Below are 21,657 nucleotides of genomic sequence, written 5' to 3'. Positions count from 1 at the left end.
CACGGCATTCAATATGGAACAGCAAACCCCGCGTTCTTCAGATTTCCGGCCCGGCCTGGTAAGCGGTGCCGTCAATCTCGCTAAAAATATGTTCGGCTTGTTCATGAGCCGGATAGAACTGGCAGCGCTTGAATTGGCCGAAGTCCGTGCCAACGCATTGAAGTTGGTCGCGCTATTTGTCCTCGGTGCGATCGTCGCGTGGTTTGCCATCGGCTACTGGAGTGCATTGATTGTCTATCTCAGCTGGCCAGTACTTGGCTGGAAGATCTTATTGATACTTGCGATTATCTTTACGGCGGTCGCAGTCGGCATCCTGCTGTACGTGCAATCCTTGCTGCGGGAAGGCAAATTGTCGATGCCGGCAACCATGGCTGAGTTGCGTAATGACCATGACGCGCTGTTGTAATCCAAGAGGACGGGCATGACGACACATCATCAGGAGCCGGAAGAAACTTCGGCGCAGCGCAAGCAAAGAATACTCGAACAATGCAAGGCCTATCGGGTCGCAATTGGTGAGGCGCGCGATGTTGTGCGGGCAAACCTTGGTGCGGATGCGATTGCTAAAACAGCGATCGGCCTCGTCAGTGTGCGGGCGCAATCAGCATTTTCGAATGTGGCAGATCTGTTTGACCTGAAGAGCCTGTCCGGTGAAAAGTTGCGCCGCTTGTTGCCCCTGGTTGTCAGTGGTGTTTCCCTGCTGACCAGACGTTCGGTATTGCGTCCGATCCTGCGCGGTGCGCTGGTGGTCGGGAGCGCTGGTACTGCACTTTATTTTCTGTCGAAGAAAAAGAAGGGCAAGCATGTCGCGCTGCACGAGCATTTGTGATGCAGCCTAAGGCAAACAGATAATAAAAAAGCCGACTTCAAGTCGGCTTTTTTGTTGGGTACTGAATGACTTATTTGGCAGGAGCGGCAGGTGCATCAGCTGCCGGAGCGGCTGGTGTCGCCGGAGCAGGTATTGCCGGTTCTGCGAATTTTGCGCCTGCGCTATTGGCCATCAGGACTACTACGCGTTCAACTTCGACATCTTCCAGATCCGGATTGCCACCTTTGGCTGGCATGGCGCGGATACCTTCAATCGCATGCTTGGCCAGTGTGCTGTAACCCTGGGCGATACGTGCGCTCCAGGCTGCGGCGTCACCCATTTTAGGAGCACCGGCTGCGCCAGTTGCGTGGCAGGCTGCACATGCCATCTTGTAGACTTCATCGCCTGTTTTCAGGACTTTAGGTGCATTCACATCTTTGAGTGTGAAGCCGGAGTCGGCTACCGGTTTAATGCGGGCGGCGACAGCTTCCGGCGACAAGCCATCAGAACCGGCACCGATGTGTTTTTCGTTGGTGACATACAGCACCAATAAAACGATACAGACTATGGGGACAAGGAAGCCAGCCAGAATGGCCATGATGAGTTGCTTAGGCGTTTTGATCGCGGATTCTTCTTCGTGGTGTGCGTCGCTCATTATTCCCTCAATACAATTATAAAAATCGTTATACGGGCGCATGCGCTCCTTGCATGCCCAGGCGGATAACACAAATACAATGGCCGCCAAACGCTCGATTATAGACGCAAAGCAAATGATAGGGAACGGGAAAACGTCGCTTTACGTGGACGGAAAGGCAGAAAAACGGTATCCTGCAGGCCTCCTCAGTAGTCCCTCATGCGGCTGTAGCTCAGTGGATAGAGTATTGGCCTCCGAAGCCAAGGGTCGCTGGTTCGATTCCAGCCAGCCGCACCATTAAGTCTTAAAAATCAAATAGTTAAAAGAGTTCCGCCGAATGGTGACGGCATGCGCCTGCGTCTTCCGCGAGCGTCTTCCCGGTGCTGCTGGCTGCAATCACGCCAGTCAGGCGTTGCGTATTTGTGGGTTGGCCGATGTCGTGGATGCGGGGAGGTCAGGGTGCATGCCGGACATGACAAATGAACGGCCTTGATCCTTGCACCGTTCATCTGTCAGCCCGACTATGGCGGGATCAGGTCATCCTGATCGGGAGCTTACTTCTGTGCGTCTTTTGCGGCGTTTTCGATTTTCTCACCGGCTTTTTCAATTTGCTGGCCAGCTTTATCCATGGTCTTATCCATTTCCTTGCCGGCTTTTTCCGCCGGTCCTTCCTTATTGCATGCAGATAAGGACAAAGCCATTATTCCGGTCGCCAATATGGCTGTTGCCATGTTTTTATATCGATTCATTCACGCCTCCATAGAGTGGATTAAGAGCCTGCTTACTTTTTATCCTTGCCGACTTCATTACCGATAACGCCACCAACTGCTGCACCACCTACTGTGCCCAGTGCACTACCACCTGTCAGCACGGCACCACCGACCGCGCCTGCACCTGCGCCGATCGCCATGCTTTTGTCGCGCTTGGACATGTTTTCACAACCGGCTGCGCCCAATAAGACGGTAGCTGCCAGCACCGAGTATGCAATCTTTTGTATCGATCTCATGATAAATCCTCTTGAATTTGTAGTGAGTACACAGAGTTGACTACAAGATAAGGCAAATGATTCCCATCGCTTGGTGCGCTAACGCACGTAAGCATGATAAAAACCGGCTTTCTGCACGGACATTGTTGGGCCTGTACAAGAATCGCAGCGAGATGCGGAGCTTCGTATGTGTGATTTGCGGTCGCCATAATTTGGGGTTTGCTTATGGCGTTGCTGTATGAGCGGGGGATGTAGTTGATTTATTTTCGTTGCTGCGTGACCAGAGGAGCACGGCCGTGCTGCTCATGGTGGCGATAGTCCATTTGTGTTGCTGTGGTGGGTGATACTACATACCGCGCACCATACGCACGGCTCTGCGGCAGAGTCTGCAATCACTATTGTGTTGATGAGATCACCATCGGTGTCGTTACAGCATCAGCCGATGACGGCAAAATTCCTGCAGCCTGAGTCCAGGAAACCGTCGTCTGTCGATTCCACCCATTCTCGCTTTGACCGACGCAGCCCGAGGAAGGCAGCGCACGCCGATGCGCATGACCCTGCCGACACTTCGACGCTGCGGCAAGCGCCGACCGGACAAGAGTTCATACAGGGTCAGCCCAATCGCAAATCGGCACTGGTTTTGCCGGATTTCCGGGATGCTTACTTTAAGCAAAAAAGTGCCGGGGAAAAGGCCAACGAGCAACTTAACCCGGACGGCAAACGCGATCAGTGGGCTGCAGGTATACAGCGTGCGGCGGTGCCGGATTGTGTGGATGAACAAGTGGGTGGCGGCTTGCTCGGCATTCCTATCCTTATCTATAAGGCCACCAGCGGCAAGTGCAAATGATGGCCACAGATCATGCAGCTGCATGATTACAAGCCTACGGCATTGAATGAGATACATCCTATATCTCATCCCTACCCGAGCTTTTATCGTAGACAGTTTTCTATAATTTGAATTCGCTCATGTAGGAGTAATGGGGATGACGGCGATTAAACAGTTGGGCGTGGCAGTGATTGGAGCAGCATTGATGGCGCCGTTGCTGGCGCAGGCAGAAGGCGCTTATGTGGGTTTCAATGCGGGACGTGCTAATCAGAAACTGAATGTAAGTTCAGATGATGGTCGTGACGTCTTGAAGGAGAACTCGACCGGCTACAAACTATATGGCGGCTACGAATTCAATCGCTACTTTGGCGTGCAGGGTGGCTATATTGATTTGGGTAAAGGGAACGTTACTTATGTCGATGATGATGTACAAGGCAATTTACGTAGCAAAGTAAGGTCGTTTTATATTGCCGCGACAGCCAGTTTGCCCATTAATGATCAGTTCGCGGTATTTGCCAAGCTGGGCGTATCGCGGAATCGTGTCAAGGTAGTGGATACCTACACAGACGCAGGGGTTGCGGGACATATCTCCGAGTCGGAAACCCGTACGACACCGTTGATTGGTATCGGTGCAGCTTATAATTTTTCCAGAGACCTGGCAGCGGTGGTCGAGTATGAAGATTTCGGTAAAGTGGCCAAAGATGATGGAATCAATTTGAAAGCAAATCTGTTCTCTGTCGGTCTGCGTTACAAGTTCTAATACAGTTTGAATGATTTAAAAAGGTCAGCATGATGCTGGCCTTTTTCTTGTTACGTCATGCACCTTGCTGTTACGCACCTGGTACCGTGACTCGGAATACATCACATGAAACAACTGCGAACCATCGTGCCAGGCATTTGTTTGTGCCTGGCCCTGATTTCAGCCACCTCGTTTGCGCGCGCCGACAACACCGGCAAGCTGCAGTTTATGTTTACTGCCTATCTGGATGTGCCTGCGCTTTTCCCCGGAACGCTGGCTTCCTGCGTGACATTTGACCCGTCAACCGGCCCGGAACTGCAACGTTTGTACTCATTATGGTATGAGGCTCATGGTCGTCATCAGGGTGAGTTGCAGCAACTGCTGCATGCATACTGGAGTAAAGAAATGGGGGAGGCGCGGGCGCAGGCGTTCATTGCTGATATCAAAATTCGGGTACAGACGCAGTTGGCACCGCTGCATTTTCCACAAAATCATACGTGGACCGATAACTGGTTTTGCACCAGGCTGCTACCCAAGGATTTGAGGGGCAAGGATTTGATGCTGAACTTTGCGTGGTATGTAGAGGAACTTAAAAAAGGCGTCGCATCACCGTGAAGAATGATCTGCTGATCATTTGATATTTAGGTGTCCTGCAAACTTTTACGTTCTTTGGTGCAGCCGAAAAAAAAGCCAGCTTGCAGCTGGCTTTTTATATTTACGCTTTGACGTTTGCGGCGATGTGGGCGAGTGCTTCTTCGACCTGATCGACCAGAATCAGGCATAAATCGCCTGCTTCCAGCTTCGCCAGTGCAGTGTCAATGGCAAGAAACTCACCCTGAATTTCCTGGGTGGATGTGGTGCGTTTGGCGTTGCTCAGGCCGTCACGCAGCAAGGCCAGTACTTCGCCGTCAGCGCGACCGCGCTGGCATTGGTCTTCATACAGGATGATGTCGTCGAATGCATCGCCGAGGATCTGGGTCTGGCGACGCAGGTCTTCGTCACGACGGTCACCGGCACCGCTGATGACGACCATGCGGCGTTTGGCCGGCATGCCTTCAACCGCACGGGTCAATGCTTCTATCGCGTCAGGATTGTGACCGTAGTCGGCAATCACCGTCGCACCTTGGTGCGAGAAGATGTTGAAGCGACCTGGTGTGGAGCTTGCGCTGTTTTCAAAAGTGCGCAGACCTTGCAGCACTACATTCCAGTCGAGACCCAGACCCCATGCAGCACCGATAGCGGCCATCGCATTTTCGATCTGGAAGCCGACAGTACCGTTGTGCGTAATCGGAATGTCGGAGAGCTGGATGCGGTGTTCGAATTTGCCTTCGGACAGGACGATCTCGTTGCCGTCCTTGAACAATACGCGATGACCTTGCGCGCGATGTGTCGCGAGCACGGCATGATTGCTGTCTTGCGCAAAGAAGGTGACGCTGCCCGGGCAGCTGCCCGCCATGTTGGCAACCATAGGGTCTGCTGCATTCAGGACGGCAGTACCAGTAGGTGCGACGTTTTGCACGATCACACGTTTCACAACAGCGAGATCCTCCACGGTCGAGATGAAGTTCAGGCCGAGGTGATCGCCGACGCCGATGTTGGTGACAACGGCAACGTTGCAACGATCAAAGCCGAGGCCTTCGCGCAGGACGCCGCCACGTGCGGTTTCCAGCACGGCAGCATCGACGTCCGGGTGCATCAATACATTGCGTGCGCTACGTGGGCCACTGCAGTCGCCGGTATCGATACGTTTGTTTTCGATGTAGACGCCATCGGTGCTGGTCATGCCGACGCGGTATTTATTACCTTGCAGGATGTGCGCGATCAGGCGGACGGTAGTAGTTTTACCATTGGTACCTGCCACTGCGACGACCGGGATGCGACCATCGTCACCTTCCTTGAACATGGTGGAGATAATGGCTTCACCAACCGGACGACCTTTGCCGAACGAAGGTTTGATATGCATGCGCAAGCCTGGCGCGGCATTGACTTCAACCACGCCGCCGCCTTGTTCTTCCAGGGTCTTGATGACGCTTTCGCAGACCAGATCGATACCGCAGATGTCGAGGCCTATCATTTGCGCTGCTTCCACTGCGCGTGCTGCGAGGTCAGGATGGACATCGTCGGTGACGTCGGTCGCGGTGCCGCCGGTGCTGAGGTTGGCATTGTTGCGCAAGACGACTTGTACGCCTTTAGGCGGCACGCTTTCCAGCGTGTAGTTGATCTTGGACAGGGTCGCGAGTGTCAGGTTGTCGACCTTGATTTTGGTCAGTGGGCTGGCATGGCCATCGCCGCGCAACGGGTCGAGGTTAACCTGGTCGATCAGCTGGCGTATGGTTTGTGTGCCGTCACCGATGACTTCCGGTGGTGCGCGACGCGCTGCGGCGACCAATTGTTTGCCGACTACCAGCAGGCGATAGTCATGACCCGGCAGATAGCGTTCAACTACGACATCGCTACAGATTTCGTAGGCGACCGCGAATGCGGTTTTGACTTCTTCTTCCGTCTTCATGTTGACGGCGACGCCTTTGCCCTGGTTGCCATCGCGTGGCTTGATGACGACCGGTGCGCCGATGTCCTGCGCAGCTTGCCATGCTTCTTCAGCGGTGGTGACCGAAGCACCGTCAGGTACCGGTACACCGGCCGCTGCCAGCAGCAGCTTGGTCATTTCCTTGTCTTGGGCTATCGATTCAGCGATGGCGCTGGTGAAGCCGGTTTCTGCTGCCTGTATACGTTGTTGGCGGCTGCCCCAGCCAAATTGCACCATGCTGCCTTCGGTCAGGCGGCGATACGGAATGCCACGTGCGACCGCTGCATCAACGATGGAACCAGTGCTGGGTCCGAGGCGGATGTCTTCATCGAGTTCACGCAGGCTGGCTAATGCAGTTGCGAGATCGAACGGAGTATCTTCGGTCGCTGCACGGCACAGGTTTTGTGCCAGTTCAAAGGCAAGGCGGCCGACCGCTTCTTCGGTGTACGCAACCACGACCTGATAAATACCCGGTTCGACGGTTTGGATGGTGCGGCCGAAAGTTACCGGGCAACCAGCCTGGGCTTGCAGGCAGAGCGCTGCGCTTTCCAGCACGTGCGCCATGGAGAAGGTGGTGTCTGCCGGTTCCAGGAATTTGATTTCCGGGAAGCGTGCGCGCAAACGGTCTTCGAAACCGGGGATCGCGAGGATAGTTTGTTCGATGCCATTACAGGAGACTATGGCTTCGATCGACGTATGCCGGCTCCACAGGTTGGGGCCGCGCAGGGCGCGAACACGTGATATTTCCATGAGCATCTTCCTTCTTGGCGCGACGGTTCTTTTTTTCCCGCTAGCCGGTGCTTTATCGATTAACGCATCCAGGTGGACTGCGTTGGTCTCTTTATTATCGTGATGTGCGTAAACTGAGCTCATGATTTTCAGGCCGTGACGTTAGCATCTGTTGATTCAAATGTTTCTATCCCGGCACGCATCAAATCGGGGCTGATGCCCAAGGCCCACGCTGCTGCAATTGCTGCCAGACTATTTTCAATGCTGAGGTCGGCACGTTCCTGCGCTGCGCTGACGACAACTTCTTCCTTGCCGGTTGCCAGTACGATGTTGCCGTCGCGTACGTATACGCTGCGGCCGCCTTCGGCCTGGTGCGCAACGATGACGGGTGTCGACGCTGCAGCAGCAAAGAAGATCACGCTGCCATCGCACAGCGCAGCAAATTCGGCTACGCGCGCGTCGGCGGCATTGAGTACGGCGACGCCATCAGGCAATACGATATCGACCTGGGTACGTGCAACCTTGGTCATCTGATCCGCGTCTTCTATATAGAACTCTGGCAGCTTGTCAGCCGGGTCGATGTTCGTGACCACGCCGACCTGGCACCAGTCGTAGGCCAGGCCTTCGGACAGGATGGCTTTGCTGCTGTTTTCAAATACGGCTGCTTCCACCATGCGGTTGAGCAAGACCTGGCGGGTTGCGTGCCAGTTGTCGCTTTTCTTTTGCTGTACATGACGCTGATGCAGGAACAAGCCGTCGCGGCAAGCCAGGCCGACGTACTTGCCTTGCAAGTGCAGCAACCATGCGATCAGGCGTGAAACTACGGTGGTACCGTTCGAACCGGTAACGCCGACGATAGGAATGCGACCGTTTTGATCTTCGGCAAACAGGTGGTCGACGATCGCGCGTCCGACCGGACGGGCCGGGCCGTCAGCTGGTTTCAAATGCATCAGCAAACCAGGGCCGGCGTTGACTTCAACGATGGCGCCGCCTTGTTCTTCCAGCGGACGGGAAATATCTTCCGCCACCAGGTCGACGCCAGCGATGTCGAGGCCGACGATACGCGCAGCCAGCGAAGCCGCAGCGGCAACGCTAGGATGCACCTGATCGGTCACGTCAAAGGCGACATTGCCATTGCGTTGTACCAGGATCGTCTCGCCAGCCGGCGGAATGGATTCGGTGGTGTAACCCTGGCGTGCCAGTTCCAGCAATACGACGCGCGGATCATCCGCTTCATCGATCAGGATCAGGTTAAGCGGGCAGTCTTCACTGCTGCCGCGACGCGGATCACTGTTGAGCTGGCTATTGATCAGTTCGGAAATGGTCGACACGCCATCGGACACGATAGAAGCTTCTTCGCCGCGTGCTGCAGCGACCAGGTGACCGCCGATGATCAGCAGGCGGTGCTCGTTGCCGCGCACGAAGCGCTCAACGATGACATCGCTGCTTTCCTGTTCGGCCAGCAAAAACGCTGCTTCGATATCTTTTTGATTATTCAGGTTGGTCGAGACGCCGCGGCCATGATTGCCGTCCAGCGGTTTGATGACAACCGGTAAACCTATGCTTTCGGCAGCATCCCAGGCATCGGCAACGCTGTTGACGATACGGCCTTCGGGCACAGGTACGCCGCAGGATTGCAGCAAGGTTTTTGTTAATTCTTTATCACTGGAAATGGTTTCCGCGATGGCGCTGGTCTGGTCAGTCTCTGCTGTCCAGATGCGGCGTTGGCGTGCACCGTAACCCAGTTGTACCAGATTGCCTTCGTTCAGGCGCATCGACGGAATGCGGCGATCGGTTGCAGCATCGACGATACAGCCGGTGCTTGGTCCCAGAGCAACAGATTCCAGAATGTCGCGCAGGTTGTCGACGGTGGCTTTGACGTCAAACGGTTTGTCCTGGATGGCGGCCATGACCAGATCGCGCGCGGCTACGAGGGCGGCGCGGCTGACTTCTTCATGGCGGGCACGGACGACGACTTTGTAAACACCGCGTTTCGAGGTTTCCCGTGCTTTGCCGAAGCCGCTTTGCATGCCGGCCAGGTTTTGCAGTTCTATCATCACGTGTTCCATGATGTGACCAGGCCAGGTGCCTTCGCGCAAGCGCATGAGGAAGCCGCCGTGCACGCCTACGCCGCAATGATGTTCGACCAGGCTAGGCAACCACGCGGTCAGTCGCTCATAGAAGCCGGGGATGGTGTTGGAAGGAAAATCTTCCAGTTCACCAATATCAACCCATGCCTCCAGCACTGGACGATAAGTCCAGATATTTGGTCCGCGTAAACTTAGCACATCGATAATATCGATGGTTTTGTTGTTCATTTGTAATGGAAAGTATGTAGGGGGAAAGCCAAAACTTGGTGGCTAAAATAGCTGTAACGCGCTCGCGGTTTTTTGGTTTACTTATTTAGTGATTATATTTTTCATCGACTCGAATACGACAAACAAGTCGGGTTCGTTTGGATATACTGGCCGCCAATCCGAGACAAAACCATATATTCTGGTCGCAAGTTCACGAATATTCGTTCTTTACGAAAACCCTTCCAGCTTTGATGAAAAACGCCTCTTCACCTTTATTGCCAGCAAAAAACGCTATTCCTGCAGCATGGCAGGATGTTAACGCCCGTTTAAGCAAGGATGAAATCATACTCGCTCACCTCGAGCTTGATCTTGATTTAAGTCTACATTTCGTTACTGGCATTGTAATTCTTACCAATTTGCAACTGTTGGCACGTACGCACGGTGAGTCAACCTGGCAAGCCTGGCCTTTGCGCGCCGATATGGCTTTGAAGCATTACGATCACGCCGGTGTCGGCAGCCTGGAATTGCATGATGCAAATGCCCGTCTCGCGCTCTGGCGTTACACGCTGGCGCAGAATCCGCAGGCATTGCACCTGATTACCGAATTTGAGCAGCAACGCCATGCGATCGCGACTGGCGTGGCGCAGGTCCGGCCGGAAGCCGAAGAAGCACAGGATGATGAAGATACTGAGGACGGCAATGCGGCGGAAGAGCAAGCACCGTCGACCGCTTCGCTGTTTCGCCTGTGGCGTTTCGCCAAACCGTATCGCGGACAGTTATTGCTGGGTTTCATCCTGACCCTCGCGTCGACCGCGGCGACTCTGGTGCCGCCGTACATGACCATGCCGTTGATGGATAACGTGTTGATTCCATATCAAAACGGCGTACCTATCGATAAGGGTCTGGTTGCGCTCTATCTCGGTGGCTTATTCGGTTCGGCCCTGTTCGCCTGGGGCCTGGGCTGGGCCCGTACCTACATCCTGGCGCTGGTCAGCGAACGCATCGGTGCGGATTTACGCACCACGACTTATGAGCATTTGTTGCGCCTGTCGCTCGAGTACTTTGGCGGTAAACGTACTGGTGACCTGATGACGCGTATCGGTTCCGAGACCGATCGTATCTGCGTCTTCCTGTCCCTGCATTTGCTGGACTTCTTCACCGACGTCCTGATGATCGTGATGACAGCGGCCATCCTGATTTCGATCAATCCGTGGCTGGCGCTGGTGACCCTGCTGCCTTTGCCTTTCATCGCGTGGATGATCCACGTGGTGCGCGACAAATTGCGTAACGGCTTTGAAAAAGTGGATCGCATCTGGTCGCAAGTGACCAATGTGCTGGCTGATACGATACCGGGCATACGCGTGGTGAAAGCCTTCGCCCAGGAAAAACGCGAAGCTGCACGTTTCCGCGAAGCGAACAATCACAACCTGGTCGTCAATGATCGCGTCAACAAAGTCTGGTCGCTGTTTTCGCCGACCGTCACTTTCCTGACGGAAATCGGTTTGCTGGTGGTGTGGGCGCTGGGTATCTGGCAAGTGTCGCAAGGCATGATCACGGTTGGTGTCTTGACCGCCTTCCTCGCCTACATCAGCCGTTTCTATACCCGACTGGATTCGATGAGCCGCATCGTTTCTGTCACGCAAAAAGCAGCAACTGGTGCCAAGCGTATTTTCGACATTCTGGATCACGTCTCCAGCGTACCGGAAGCAACGAATCCGGTACATCTGGATAAAGTGCAGGGCAAAATCACCATCAAGGATATTGGCTTCCGCTACGGTAACCGCGCAGTCATACGCGGCCTCGACCTGACCATTAACCCTGGCGAGATGATAGGCCTGGTCGGTCATAGCGGCTCCGGCAAGAGTACGCTGGTCAACCTGATTTGCCGTTTCTACGATGTATCCGCCGGCGCCATCATGGTCGATGGCGTGGATGTACGCTCGATCCCGATACCTGAATACCGCCGCAATATCGGCCTCGTGTTGCAGGAACCGTTCCTCTTCTTCGGCACCATTGCAGACAACATCGCTTACGGTAAGCCAGACGCCAGCCGCGAAGAAATCATCGCAGCAGCGCGCGCTGCACATGCACATGAATTCATCCTGCGCTTGCCGCATGGTTACGATTCGATGGTCGGCGAACGCGGTCAGACCCTGTCTGGTGGCGAGCGTCAACGCATTTCGATTGCACGTGCACTGCTGATTGATCCGCACATCCTGATCCTGGATGAAGCAACCTCATCGGTCGATACCACCACCGAACGTGAAATCCAGAAAGCGCTCGACAATCTGGTGCGTGGTCGCACCACCATCGCGATTGCGCATCGCTTGTCCACACTGCGCCGCGCTGATCGCATCGTCGTGATGGACCGAGGTCAGATCGTCGAAGTTGGCTCGCATGATGAACTGCTGCAACGTGAAGGCGCGTACTACAAGCTGTATCAGGCGCAGCAGCGCCAGGCGGAAGATATGCTGGAAGATGGAATCAAAGTCGGGGAGGTCGCATGAGCAACTTTGAATTAACGCGCAACGCCTTCGGCAAACTGATTTATTCGGCACCGGGTACAGAACCACAGGAAGGCGTTGTGCCGGTACGTTCATTCCCGATCGCCGCGCCGGATATCGGCATCGCCATCGTCAGCCCCGATGGTCATGAGTTGGTGTGGATAGAAAAGCTCAGTGATTTGCCGGAAGCTACGCGCCTCTTGCTGGAGGAAGAATTGGCGAGCCGCGAATTCCTGCCCGAGATCAAACAGATCAAACGCGTTTCTGTGTTCGCGTCGCCCAGCACCTGGACGCTGGCGACCAGTCGCGGCGACGCGACGCTGGTACTCAAGGGCGAGGAAGATATCCGTCGTATCGGCGATTCGGCGCTGCTGATCGCGGATACGCACGGCATACAATTCCTGATCCGTGATTTGAACAAACTGGATAAAACCAGCCGCAAATTGCTCGACAGATTCTTATAAACGGATGCACGTCTGCATGGCGTGCATCACTGCTGAGGAGAAATGTTGATGTCTGGTCGTCTGCCGGTAGTGCTGCAAAATCTGGCTATACCTGTCATCGGCGCGCCCATGTTTATCGCCAGTGGTCCGGCGCTGGTCAAAGCGCAATGCAAGGCTGGCATCGTTGGCGCTTTCCCTGCATTGAACGCCCGACCGGCTGAGTTGCTGGATACCTGGCTGACCGATATTCAGTCCGAGCTTGCCGATTACAAGGCGGCACATCCGGATGCCATCGTCGGTCCGATTGCCGTCAATCAAATCGTGCATCAATCGAATGACCGCCTCGCGCATGACGTCGAGGTTTGCGTCAAACATCGCGTCCCCATCATCATTTCATCGTTGCGTGCACCGCCTAAGGAAATGATGGATGCGATCCATAGTTATGGCGGCATCGTCCTGCACGATGTGATCTCGATACGCCATGCGCAAAAAGCACTGGAAGCAGGCGTCGATGGCCTGATCCTGGTGGCAGCCGGGGCGGGTGGTCATGCCGGTACCTTGTCACCGTTTGTACTGGTTGGTGAAGTACGCAAATTCTTCCAGGGACCGATCGCCTTATCCGGCGCAATCTCGACTGGTGAAGCCGTGCTGGCGGCGCAAGCCATGGGTGCCGACTTTGCCTACATGGGTACACGCTGGCTGGCGACCAAAGAATCGAATGTCGATGACGCATACCGCGAAGCCATCGTCAGTTCTGCGGCGGCGGATGTGATTTACAGCAATCTGTTTACAGGCGTGCACGGCAACTACCTGAAAAAATCCATCATCAATGCCGGACTGGATCCGGACAATCTGCCGCAGGCTGATAAAACCGTGATGAATTTCGGTTCCGGCAGCGGCAGCAAGATCAAGGCATGGCGTGATATCTGGGGCGCAGGTCAGGGCGTCGGCCTGATAGATGATGTGCCGGACGTGCACGCAGTGGTGCAGCGCCTGATAGCAGAATACGCAGCGGCCAAAAAACGACTGCATATATAAAAAAAGCCCTCAAGAAAAATGAGGGCTTTTCATTTTGCGTCAGAGGTTTACATGCCGAAGCGTGCACCGGCACCAAGCAGGGTAGCCACACCCAGTATGGCAAAAATAACGGCAGCTATCCGGTGCACCAGCTTCACCGGCATGCGGTCAGCGATCTTGTCACCGAAGTAAACCGCTGGCGCATTTGCCAGCATCATGCCCAAGGTTGTACCGGCCACTACCCACACGAAGGAATGGAATTGCGCAGCCAGTGCGACGGTGGCGACTTGTGTCTTGTCGCCCATTTCTGCGAGGAAGAAGGCGATCAGCGTGGTCATGAACACGCCGTACTTCGCCAGCTTGGTGTCGTCTTCATCGAGTTTGTCGGGGATCAGGGTCCAGCCTGCCATCAGGAGGAAGGACACGCCCAATACCCAGCGTAATACTTCCGGCCCCAGCATGGTCGTGATCCAGGTGCCGATGGCAGCCGCGAATGCATGATTGGCGATGGTCGCGACGAGGATAGCGACGACAATAGGTAATGGTCTGCGGAATTTGGCTGCGAGGAGGAAGGCGAGTAGTTGCGTTTTGTCGCCGATTTCAGCGAGAGCAACGATGCCGGTAGAAACGAAGAATGCTTCCATGACGGGGGGTAACTTTCTCGGGCCGGACGAATAACCAAAGACCAAACAACGACCCCGGCCCATGCGGTCGTAATTTGATCAATGGTCTCGCCAAGTCTTGCGACTATCTGCACCATGGCATGCGTGCCAAGAGTGTTGATGCAGATTCCTTTGTTGCCAAAGGCCGGCTACTCCCCAATGTTCAGGCGTAATGATAGCAGAATTGTGCAGTGCGGTTTGCGCTTTTGCCGCAGGGCATGCCTATTTGTCATTGTTTGGGAATTAACTTGCCGCATAAGGCTCCTACCCTGGTAACAGATGAAAACAAGACCGTAAGACCGGATTTATTGTCGAGCGACAATCAAGGAGGAATGATGAGCAAGCACGTTTCAGTCAATACCAGGCGCCCGGTGAAGACGACCGGACAAGAGCAGACCGAGTTGAAGTTGCCGCATGAAACTGATGAGTCACCCGACGAGCATGCGTCCGAACCGCGCGAGTTGATGCAGCAGGCTTACAAGGATATCGAGCAGGGGCAAATGGATACGGATCGCAGAGGTATGCCAGGGGTCGAAGAGGTGCAGCGCAAGCGCGCCGGACAATCAGTACAAGCAGATATCCCGGCTTCATCGCGGATGCCGCCAAGCATACCAAAGAAATAATCGTACGGCGCTAGTCGCTGACCGGCACGCTGCCTGCAATCGCCGAACGGCTGCCAGGTACCGCCTGGTTGCTTGCACCGTGATAGGCAAACGCCAGTGAAGTCTTGACCGTCGGTGTGGTGTTGACGCCCGCTGCATGGAACAGCTTGCTGTGGAAAAACACGACGTCGCCCTGATGCAGATCGACAGGCTGGCCTTGCGCAAACAAGGCGGCATTCGGTGCGTGGTCGGGACGCAGGAAGTCGAGGTCATCCAGCTGTGCGCGTGTAATGTCCAGGCGATGCGAACCGGGGATGAACTTGAGGCCACCGTTGCTTGCCATTTCATCGCCTAGCGCCAGCCACACGCAAACCAGGTCAGGCTGGGTAAATGACCAGTAGCGTATATCGCGGTGCCAGCCGGTCGCCGTGCCGAATTGCGGATGCTTGGTCATTACGGAATTGTGATGCGCCAAGGTCAGGTAAACTTCTTCGCCGAACAATTGTTTGAGCTTGTCAACGATGCGCGGATCGCGCGCCCAGTCGTGAAAACATGGGTCACGGTGATAAGCACCGCGCAAGCGGCGTACGGTACGGCCGCCTTCTGCATCCAGTGATGTCGGCGCGCCCGGGTATCCGAGTTCTGCTTCATACTCCAATGGCTGTTGTGCGGCTTGCAACTGCGCTTTGGCCACGGCCAGCATGTGTACACACGCAGCCGGTTCCAGCAACTTCCGGAAAACCAGATAACCATCTTGTTCAAATTGTGCGATCTGCTGGTCGGAAAGTACCGTGGAAAGTGCCGTGTCCATTGTTGTAATGTGCTCCTTGCTCATTTTTATTGTGGCTGATGATGCAGTGTAGCGCTTTGCCGCTTAGCTTGCAGGTGGGCAAATGACGTAGATCAAAAATGTGGCGAATTTAGTTAGACGCTGGGTTGGTAGTTGTTGCCCGCAGCATTCCATTTTTCGACATGCCACTTCCAGTTGATGCGGCCGATCACATTGCCGTCTGCATCCAGACCTTCGACCGGTCCGTGGAATACGGCAAACATCACGCCGCCATTCGGGCTGACCGGCTGGTGGATCGCGCCTTCGTTTTCCCACAGATAGCAGCCTGCGTTGAACGGACGCTCGGGTTCGTCGTGATAATAAAAGCTGCCTTCGATCATATAGCCTTCGACTGCACCGACATGCCTGTGGATAGGCGCAATCGCACCGGCTTCAAATCTGATCAGTAGTGTGAAGTGTCCGGTGGTGGCATTTGCATGCAGCAATTTGAAGTGTGCGCCCGGCATCGCCCACGGCAGCCATTGCATATCCTGCGGATGGCAGGTGAACAATGTATCGGCGGGTGGTGTCGGATTCGACTGGTTCGGTGTGTTACTCATCGTATTCTTTGCCAATTGCAGTTAGAACGCATCTCACGGATATTGATGAAATGAGTTCTACGTATAATGAAAAATTCTTAATAATCTGTGCCCTCATGACCCGTATCTGTCCGAAGTGCTCTTATGCACGCAAGCCCGACGACGAAGCGCCCGAATGGCAATGTCCGTCTTGCCAGGTTGCCTATATCAAGGCATCCGGCGAACCTGTGGTTTCCAGTCGCTATGGTACGCCTGCTGCAAAAAGTCGGAGTGCAACATCAGGTTTACTGAAATGGAGCGCGGCGCTGGGTTTGCTGGGCCTGGCTTTATTCCTCGGCAAACCACTGTGGACTAGCCAGCATGCACAGCCGGTCGCTGCATCCGGTGTGCAGCCACAGGTGACATTGTATGCCACCGAGTGGTGCGGCTATTGTGCTGCTACCCGTAAACTGTTTGAAGAAAAGGGCATCGCCTATACCGAGCTCGATATCGAAAAGACGACGGCTGGTTACGATGGCTTCAAAAAACTAGGTGGTAGCGGGGTGCCGGTCATCGTGATCGATGACAAGGTCATTCATGGCTATGACGAACGGGCTTTGCATAAAAACTTGCAACCCTGGTTTAACAAATCCTGATAGCAGGCCTACAAGTCCTTGCTTATCTGAATAATTATCTGAAAGGTGCATATGCGCAAAACAAAACTTCCATCCGGTCTGGCGGTACCTGTCCTCGGCCAGGGCACCTGGTATATGGGCGATGAAGCACATCGCCGCGCGGATGAGATCGCCAGCCTGCGGCTGGGTCTGGATCTCGGCATGACGCTGATCGACACTGCAGAAATGTATGGTGACGGCGCGTCGGAAAAGCTGGTCGGTGCAGCGATTGCCGGACGTCGCGATGAAGTCTTCCTGGTCAGCAAAGTCCTGCCTAGCAATGCCTCGCGCAGCGGCACCATTGCTGCCTGTGAACGCAGCCTGCGGCGCCTGGGTACAGATTGCATCGATTTGTACCTGCTGCACTGGCGTGGCCGGACTCCGTTCGCAGAAACTATCGCTGCATTTGAAGCACTGCAGGACGCGGGCAAGATTCGTCACTGGGGCGTCAGCAATATGGACGTAGATGACATGCGAGAAATTGAGCGCGCTCCTGGCGGTGATGCAATGGCGACCAACCAGGTTTTGTACAACCTGACACGCCGCGGCATTGAATATGATTTATTGCCACAGGCGCAGGACAGGGGGTTGCCGCTGATGGCTTACTCGCCGATCGAGCAAGGTCGCCTGACCGAGTATCCGGAAGTTCTGGACATCGCAGACCGGCACGGTGTGACTCCGGCACAGGTTGCATTGGCCTGGGTATTGCGTCAGGACGGTGTGATCGCGATACCAAAAGCATCGACCCCGGAGCACGTGCGGGAAAACCGCGCCGCCCTGGATCTGCAATTGACGGCGGAAGACCTGGAAGAGCTGGATGATATGTTCCCGCCACCGGATGGGCCGGAACCGCTGGAAATGATTTGATGGTAGCAGGCGTGTGGTGGCGTAAATCGCGTCACCATGCGTTTTAGTTCTCTGGCTGCTCGCTGCAGTCTTCGAGCGCACCACGCAGTAAATCGAAAGCGGCCTGCCCGAATTCTTCGGCCTGGCTGCATTTCATCTTCAGGCGCAGGATGACGGCATCACCGTACTGCGCATCCAGCACGCTGACTCCGTGCTGGTCGCAATAACGACGGAAAGTCGATTCATCGGCGAACTGCAAGGCATAACGCCGTTCGCACATAGGTTCGACCGGGATCAGTTCCGCGTTCTTGACCGCTTCCGAGATGGCCTGTCCGTAAGCACGTGTCAACCCTCCGGCACCCAGCTTCATGCCACCCCAGTAACGCACTACGACGGCCAGTACATTAAAGACATCCTTGTGCACCAGTACGTTGTACATCGGACGTGCCGCTGTTCCTGATGGCTCGCCGTCATCATCCAGACCGGAATCGCCGTCGCACATCAGGACCCAGCAAAAATGCACGGCATTCGGATGGGCCGCCCGCAGTTCCGCCAGCCTGGCACGTGCTTCCGCGCGTGTTGTCAGTGGATAAAGCAGGCCGATGAAGCGGCTTTTCTTGATTTCTATTTCGGCGGTGGCCGGTGCGGCGAGCTGGTACATGGTTGGGTCGAAAACAACAGAACAGCGATGATAAGCGACTAAACACGAAAGCGCCTAACCCAATGCCAGCGCGATGTTTTCAGCTGTAATCCCATATATATGGGATGGGCGATGTTGCCCTGCGGATATAACATCAAAACGTCGGGAGTCGTTGCATCAGACGATTTCCTGCTTCGCCGCGGCGCGCTAGCCATTTCCCGACTCAAGAAATCTCCCCTTATGCATTGCTGGTCAGACGGTTCCTCTCGACAAACAAGATGGAGGCGGATGGCGTTCCTGTTCAATTTATCGAAAGTCGTTTCATTATGAAAAATCTGAAAATCGGTCAGCGTCTGACACTGAGTTTCGGTGCCGTCGTTGCGGTACTTATTATCCTGGCAGCGATCGCCTACACCCGCCTGGACAAACTGGACGCAGCGATCAGCGTGGTCAGCAATGATCGTTACCCAAAGACAGTCAACGCGCACATTATCAAGGATTCCCTGAATGAAACGGCGCGCAATATGCGTAATGCCTTGCTGATGACAGATGCAACGCAAATCAAGGGTGAACTCGATACCATCGCGAAAGCTTCTGTCACCATCAGCACGGCGCTCGATAAACTGGATCAGACCATCAAAAGTGAAAAAGGGCGTACCTACGTCAAAGCATTAACTGATGCGCGCAGCCGCTTCACGCCGGCGAAGGACAAATTTGTTTCCCTGATCGAGCAGGGTTTGCGCGCAGAGGCGCAGATATTCTTGTTCGCCGAAGTGCGTCCGGCGCAGCTGGAATACATGCTGGGGCTGGAGCGACTGGTCGAATACCAAAGCACGCTGATGCACAAGGCGGGTGAAGAGGCGCATGATGTTTCGACCAGCGCACAGCAACTGGTCGCCATACTGTCCGTGCTTGCGGTCATTATCAGCGCCTTCCTCGGCTTCCTCGCGACGCGCAGCATTACCCGTCCATTGAGTGAGGCAGTGGGCCTGGCGCGTAAAGTGGCCGACGGCGATCTGACCGGGACCATCGTCGTGACATCCAAAGATGAAACAGGCCAGCTCCTGCAGGCGTTGCAGGATATGAACAATGGTCTGGTACGCATCGTCACGCAGGTACGCATGGGTACCGATACCATCGCGACGGCATCCAGTCAGATCGCGACTGGTAATCTTGATTTGTCTTCACGTACCGAAGAGCAAGCCAGTTCGCTGGAAGAAACGGCGTCGTCGATGGAAGAACTGACTTCTACCGTCAAACAGAATGCCGACAATGCACGTCAATCGAATCAACTTGCGATGACGGCATCGGAAGTTGCGGTACGCGGCGGTGCAGTGGTATCGCAAGTGGTGGAGACCATGGGCTCCATCAACGATTCTGCCAACAAGATCGTCGATATTATCGGTGTGATCGATGGAATCGCCTTCCAGACCAATATCCTGGCCTTGAATGCAGCAGTGGAAGCAGCACGTGCCGGTGAGCAAGGCCGTGGTTTCGCCGTGGTGGCATCGGAAGTGCGTAATCTGGCGCAGCGTTCAGCCAGTGCCGCGAAAGAGATCAAAACCCTGATCGATGATTCGGTGGAGAAAGTGGGTGCGGGTTCGCGTCTGGTGAATGAAGCAGGCGTCACCATGGGTGAAGTGGTCGAGAGTGTAAGACGTGTGACCGACATCATGAGTGAAATTACCGCTGCCAGCCAGGAACAGACGGACGGCATAGAGCAAATTAACCAGGCCGTGATGCAAATGGATCAGGTCACCCAGCAAAATGCAGCGCTGGTAGAAGAAGCGGCGGCTGCCGCTGAGTCCTTGCAAGACCAGGCGAGCAATCTGTCGCAAGTGGTCAGCGTGTTCAAACTGGATACGAACGCAGTGGCATTGTCGCCAGCCAGCAAGAAAGCCGTTGCGCCGAGAACGACCGCCAGCAAACCGGCATCACCGGTCGCACCGGCAACACGTACGGCGAATACGGACAAGCAGATCGTGCGTCAGCGTGCCACCGCAGTAGCAGCCGATGGCGATGAATGGGAGCAGTTTTGAAGTGAACGCAGCCGAATCAAAAAAACCAGTCTCAGGACTGGTTTTTTTTCGTTTGCGTCATAGACGCAAGATCAGCAGCGCAAAATCACCAGCGCAAGACGCGCGGGCCTATCAGTGCACCGATGACGCTGGGGATCAGGATGCCGAGCAGATACCAGAAGCCGATAAACGGTGCAGCAATTTCTGGACAATGGAAGGAATACACCAGTGTCGCGGCCGTCCCTGCGGCAAAGCCGGCACCTGCACCGGCCAGACGCAGGCGGGTAGGCGCCAGTTGCCGCATCACTTTCAGTAGCGCTACAAAGATAGGTAAAGACAGGATCACAATCAGCCACGAGCAATAGTGCCAGGTATCGCCCCAGAACAAATACGCGCGCTCATCGGGTGCCGCATTCATCATCGACGTAGCGGCAACCAGCCATATCAATATGATAGGCAAGGCAATCACGAACGGTAGTGTGCTGGTACGTGCACCTGGCGCAGACAGGCGGGTGACCGCCAGCCAGCCGCTCGCCACTAGTGCCAGCACGAAAGCCATCTTGATCCAGAACGCAGGCAACATGGCCAGCTCCGCCATATTGGGGCGCAAGCCGAGGAAGGTCAGCATCAGGATGCAGCTAAACAGCAGGCCGCCAGCGATCAGCGCGGCAAAATGCCGTAGCGGCAACTTTGGCGCTGCAACGTCTGGCCCGCTCGCCAGCATATTGATCAAGTCATCTGTTTTCATGATTCATCCTGCAATTTGATAGCCAGCGCTTTCAGGCCGCGATGTACCGCGACCTTGACCGAGGCTTCGGATATATTCAGTGCCGCTGCCGTTTCGCGTACCGACCAGCCGTCCAGCTTGGTATGTACGATGGCGGCTCGCTGCTGTTCCGGCAGCAAGGCCAGCAGTTTGCCCAGATCACGCTGCGCTTCATGTGCATCGCCGTCGGCAGTCGTGAACAATTCATTTTCATCATCCAGCGGATCATTCAGTGTCTCGCGCCGTGCGTGGCGACGTAACCAGTCGATCAGCTTGTACTTCGCTATTGCATAAACCCAGGCAGTCAGTGGCGCATCCACGTCATAGGTTGCACGCTGGTTGTGTATTGCCAATAGCGACTCTTGCACCAGGTCTTCCACTTCATCCGGCCAGCGACTAAGGCGACGGCGCAAAAAAGCACGCAAATAGGTCGCCGTGAGCTGCAGAAAGTTGCGGTAAGCGCCGGGGTCGCCCGCCAGTCCTTGCACGAATAGCGCATGCAAGCGTAGTTCGCTCAATTCGTTGCGATCCGGCTTCTCTCTGTTAGGTATTCGTTGCATCAGGGCTTTCGGTAACACGATGTGCAAAATAAATTT

General features: G+C 55.0%; 23 protein-coding genes, 1 tRNA gene and 1 riboswitch. Of the genes, 13 read left to right on the top strand and 11 right to left on the bottom strand.

The window, feature by feature from the left end:
- Positions 1 to 13: 13 nt before the first annotated feature.
- Together DBR37_RS02465 and DBR37_RS02460 are read left to right on the top strand one after the other, a co-directional pair.
- The gene (locus DBR37_RS02465) at positions 14 to 406 is read left to right on the top strand and encodes a phage holin family protein (protein ID WP_124572712.1); all 393 of its coding nucleotides are present in this window, start codon (positions 14 to 16) and stop codon (positions 404 to 406) included.
- Positions 407 to 421: 15 nt separating this feature from the next.
- On the top strand, positions 422 to 826 hold the full coding sequence (locus DBR37_RS02460; RefSeq protein WP_124572711.1) for a hypothetical protein: 405 nt from the start codon (positions 422 to 424) through the stop codon (positions 824 to 826).
- Between the two features lie 70 nt (positions 827 to 896).
- Here the strand turns inward: DBR37_RS02460 and DBR37_RS02455 are convergent, their stop codons facing one another.
- A complete protein-coding gene (locus tag DBR37_RS02455; RefSeq protein WP_124572710.1) occupies positions 897 to 1,460 on the bottom strand; it encodes a cytochrome c5 family protein in 564 nt (187 codons plus the stop codon).
- 200 nt (positions 1,461 to 1,660) lie between these two features.
- Between DBR37_RS02455 and DBR37_RS02450 the strand changes: the two genes are divergently transcribed.
- A tRNA-Arg gene (locus DBR37_RS02450) sits at positions 1,661 to 1,736 on the top strand.
- 257 nt (positions 1,737 to 1,993) lie between these two features.
- Here DBR37_RS02450 and DBR37_RS02445 read toward each other — a convergent pair.
- Together DBR37_RS02445 and DBR37_RS02440 are read right to left on the bottom strand one after the other, a co-directional pair.
- A complete protein-coding gene (locus tag DBR37_RS02445; RefSeq protein WP_124572709.1) occupies positions 1,994 to 2,188 on the bottom strand; it encodes a hypothetical protein in 195 nt (64 codons plus the stop codon).
- A 32-nt stretch (positions 2,189 to 2,220) separates the two neighbouring features.
- Positions 2,221 to 2,445 (bottom strand): glycine zipper 2TM domain-containing protein, encoded by a 225-nt coding sequence (locus DBR37_RS02440; protein WP_124572708.1) that lies wholly within the window; start codon positions 2,443 to 2,445, stop codon positions 2,221 to 2,223.
- 421 nt (positions 2,446 to 2,866) lie between these two features.
- Between DBR37_RS02440 and DBR37_RS02435 the strand changes: the two genes are divergently transcribed.
- From DBR37_RS02435 to DBR37_RS02425, 3 genes are all read left to right on the top strand, one after another.
- Complete coding sequence (locus DBR37_RS02435) at positions 2,867 to 3,271, top strand: hypothetical protein (protein WP_124572707.1); 405 nt, start codon at positions 2,867 to 2,869, stop codon at positions 3,269 to 3,271.
- 136 nt (positions 3,272 to 3,407) lie between these two features.
- Complete coding sequence (locus DBR37_RS02430; RefSeq protein ID WP_158610216.1) at positions 3,408 to 4,010, top strand: outer membrane beta-barrel protein; 603 nt, start codon at positions 3,408 to 3,410, stop codon at positions 4,008 to 4,010.
- A gap of 105 nt (positions 4,011 to 4,115) precedes the next feature.
- Positions 4,116 to 4,604 carry a hypothetical protein gene (locus DBR37_RS02425; RefSeq protein ID WP_124572705.1) on the top strand — a complete coding sequence of 163 codons (489 nt, stop codon included), beginning with the start codon at positions 4,116 to 4,118 and terminating at the stop codon, positions 4,602 to 4,604.
- 100 nt (positions 4,605 to 4,704) lie between these two features.
- Here DBR37_RS02425 and cphA (DBR37_RS02420) read toward each other — a convergent pair whose 3' ends face one another.
- Together cphA (DBR37_RS02420) and cphA (DBR37_RS02415) are read right to left on the bottom strand one after the other, a co-directional pair.
- Complete coding sequence (gene cphA / locus DBR37_RS02420; protein WP_124572704.1) at positions 4,705 to 7,266, bottom strand: cyanophycin synthetase; 2,562 nt, start codon at positions 7,264 to 7,266, stop codon at positions 4,705 to 4,707.
- 128 nt (positions 7,267 to 7,394) lie between these two features.
- Positions 7,395 to 9,563, bottom strand: a complete 2,169-nt coding sequence (gene cphA, locus DBR37_RS02415) for a cyanophycin synthetase (protein WP_124572703.1) — start codon at positions 9,561 to 9,563, stop codon at positions 7,395 to 7,397.
- Between the two features lie 230 nt (positions 9,564 to 9,793).
- Between cphA (DBR37_RS02415) and DBR37_RS02410 the strand changes: the two genes are divergently transcribed.
- Genes DBR37_RS02410 through DBR37_RS02400 form a run of 3 tightly spaced genes read left to right on the top strand, consistent with a single transcriptional unit; the run spans position 9,794 to position 13,527 of the window.
- Entirely contained in the window at positions 9,794 to 12,049 is a 2,256-nt protein-coding gene (locus tag DBR37_RS02410; protein WP_124572702.1) for an ABC transporter ATP-binding protein, read from the top strand.
- Positions 12,046 to 12,510, top strand: a complete 465-nt coding sequence (locus DBR37_RS02405; RefSeq protein ID WP_124572701.1) for a DUF1854 domain-containing protein — start codon at positions 12,046 to 12,048, stop codon at positions 12,508 to 12,510. The genes DBR37_RS02410 and DBR37_RS02405 overlap by 4 nt, the downstream gene beginning before the upstream one ends.
- Before the next feature lie 48 nt (positions 12,511 to 12,558).
- The gene (locus DBR37_RS02400) at positions 12,559 to 13,527 is read left to right on the top strand and encodes a nitronate monooxygenase family protein (protein WP_124572700.1); all 969 of its coding nucleotides are present in this window, start codon (positions 12,559 to 12,561) and stop codon (positions 13,525 to 13,527) included.
- Positions 13,528 to 13,574: 47 nt separating this feature from the next.
- On the opposite strand, the gene DBR37_RS02395 is transcribed toward DBR37_RS02400, so the two are convergent.
- A complete protein-coding gene (locus DBR37_RS02395; RefSeq protein ID WP_124572699.1) occupies positions 13,575 to 14,150 on the bottom strand; it encodes a TMEM165/GDT1 family protein in 576 nt (191 codons plus the stop codon).
- Between the two features lie 19 nt (positions 14,151 to 14,169).
- Positions 14,170 to 14,338: riboswitch (yybP-ykoY riboswitch) on the bottom strand.
- A 165-nt stretch (positions 14,339 to 14,503) separates the two neighbouring features.
- On the opposite strand from DBR37_RS02395, the gene DBR37_RS02390 reads away from it, so the two are divergent.
- Positions 14,504 to 14,791, top strand: coding sequence for a hypothetical protein (locus DBR37_RS02390; protein ID WP_124572698.1), 288 nt, complete (start codon positions 14,504 to 14,506; stop codon positions 14,789 to 14,791).
- 10 nt (positions 14,792 to 14,801) lie between these two features.
- Here the strand turns inward: DBR37_RS02390 and DBR37_RS02385 are convergent, their stop codons facing one another.
- Both DBR37_RS02385 and DBR37_RS02380 read right to left on the bottom strand, forming a co-directional pair.
- Positions 14,802 to 15,581 (bottom strand): phytanoyl-CoA dioxygenase family protein, encoded by a 780-nt coding sequence (locus DBR37_RS02385; protein ID WP_124572697.1) that lies wholly within the window; start codon positions 15,579 to 15,581, stop codon positions 14,802 to 14,804.
- Between the two features lie 113 nt (positions 15,582 to 15,694).
- Entirely contained in the window at positions 15,695 to 16,159 is a 465-nt protein-coding gene (locus DBR37_RS02380) for a 2,4'-dihydroxyacetophenone dioxygenase family protein (RefSeq protein WP_124572696.1), read from the bottom strand.
- 95 nt (positions 16,160 to 16,254) lie between these two features.
- Here DBR37_RS02380 and DBR37_RS02375 point away from each other — a divergent pair, with 95 nt between their 5' ends.
- On the top strand, positions 16,255 to 16,773 hold the full coding sequence (locus DBR37_RS02375) for a glutaredoxin family protein (RefSeq protein WP_124572695.1): 519 nt from the start codon (positions 16,255 to 16,257) through the stop codon (positions 16,771 to 16,773).
- A gap of 51 nt (positions 16,774 to 16,824) precedes the next feature.
- Positions 16,825 to 17,658, top strand: a complete 834-nt coding sequence (locus tag DBR37_RS02370) for an aldo/keto reductase (RefSeq protein WP_124572694.1) — start codon at positions 16,825 to 16,827, stop codon at positions 17,656 to 17,658.
- Between the two features lie 43 nt (positions 17,659 to 17,701).
- On the opposite strand, the gene DBR37_RS02365 is transcribed toward DBR37_RS02370, so the two are convergent.
- Entirely contained in the window at positions 17,702 to 18,298 is a 597-nt protein-coding gene (locus DBR37_RS02365) for a YigZ family protein (protein WP_124572693.1), read from the bottom strand.
- 305 nt (positions 18,299 to 18,603) lie between these two features.
- Here DBR37_RS02365 and DBR37_RS02360 point away from each other — a divergent pair, with 305 nt between their 5' ends.
- Complete coding sequence (locus DBR37_RS02360) at positions 18,604 to 20,316, top strand: methyl-accepting chemotaxis protein (RefSeq protein ID WP_124572692.1); 1,713 nt, start codon at positions 18,604 to 18,606, stop codon at positions 20,314 to 20,316.
- A gap of 85 nt (positions 20,317 to 20,401) precedes the next feature.
- Here DBR37_RS02360 and DBR37_RS02355 read toward each other — a convergent pair whose 3' ends face one another.
- Complete coding sequence (locus DBR37_RS02355) at positions 20,402 to 21,043, bottom strand: NrsF family protein (protein ID WP_124572691.1); 642 nt, start codon at positions 21,041 to 21,043, stop codon at positions 20,402 to 20,404.
- Positions 21,040 to 21,621, bottom strand: coding sequence for a sigma-70 family RNA polymerase sigma factor (locus DBR37_RS02350; RefSeq protein WP_199739012.1), 582 nt, complete (start codon positions 21,619 to 21,621; stop codon positions 21,040 to 21,042). Before DBR37_RS02350 ends, DBR37_RS02355 begins: the two co-directional genes overlap by 4 nt.
- Positions 21,622 to 21,657: the final 36 nt, after the last annotated feature.

This window comes from Herminiimonas sp. KBW02 (assembly GCF_003852535.1).
In the GTDB taxonomy this organism is placed as follows: domain Bacteria; phylum Pseudomonadota; class Gammaproteobacteria; order Burkholderiales; family Burkholderiaceae_D; genus Oxalicibacterium.
Note: the sequence above shows the minus strand (reverse complement) of the source record. Positions and strands in the feature narration are given on the sequence as shown.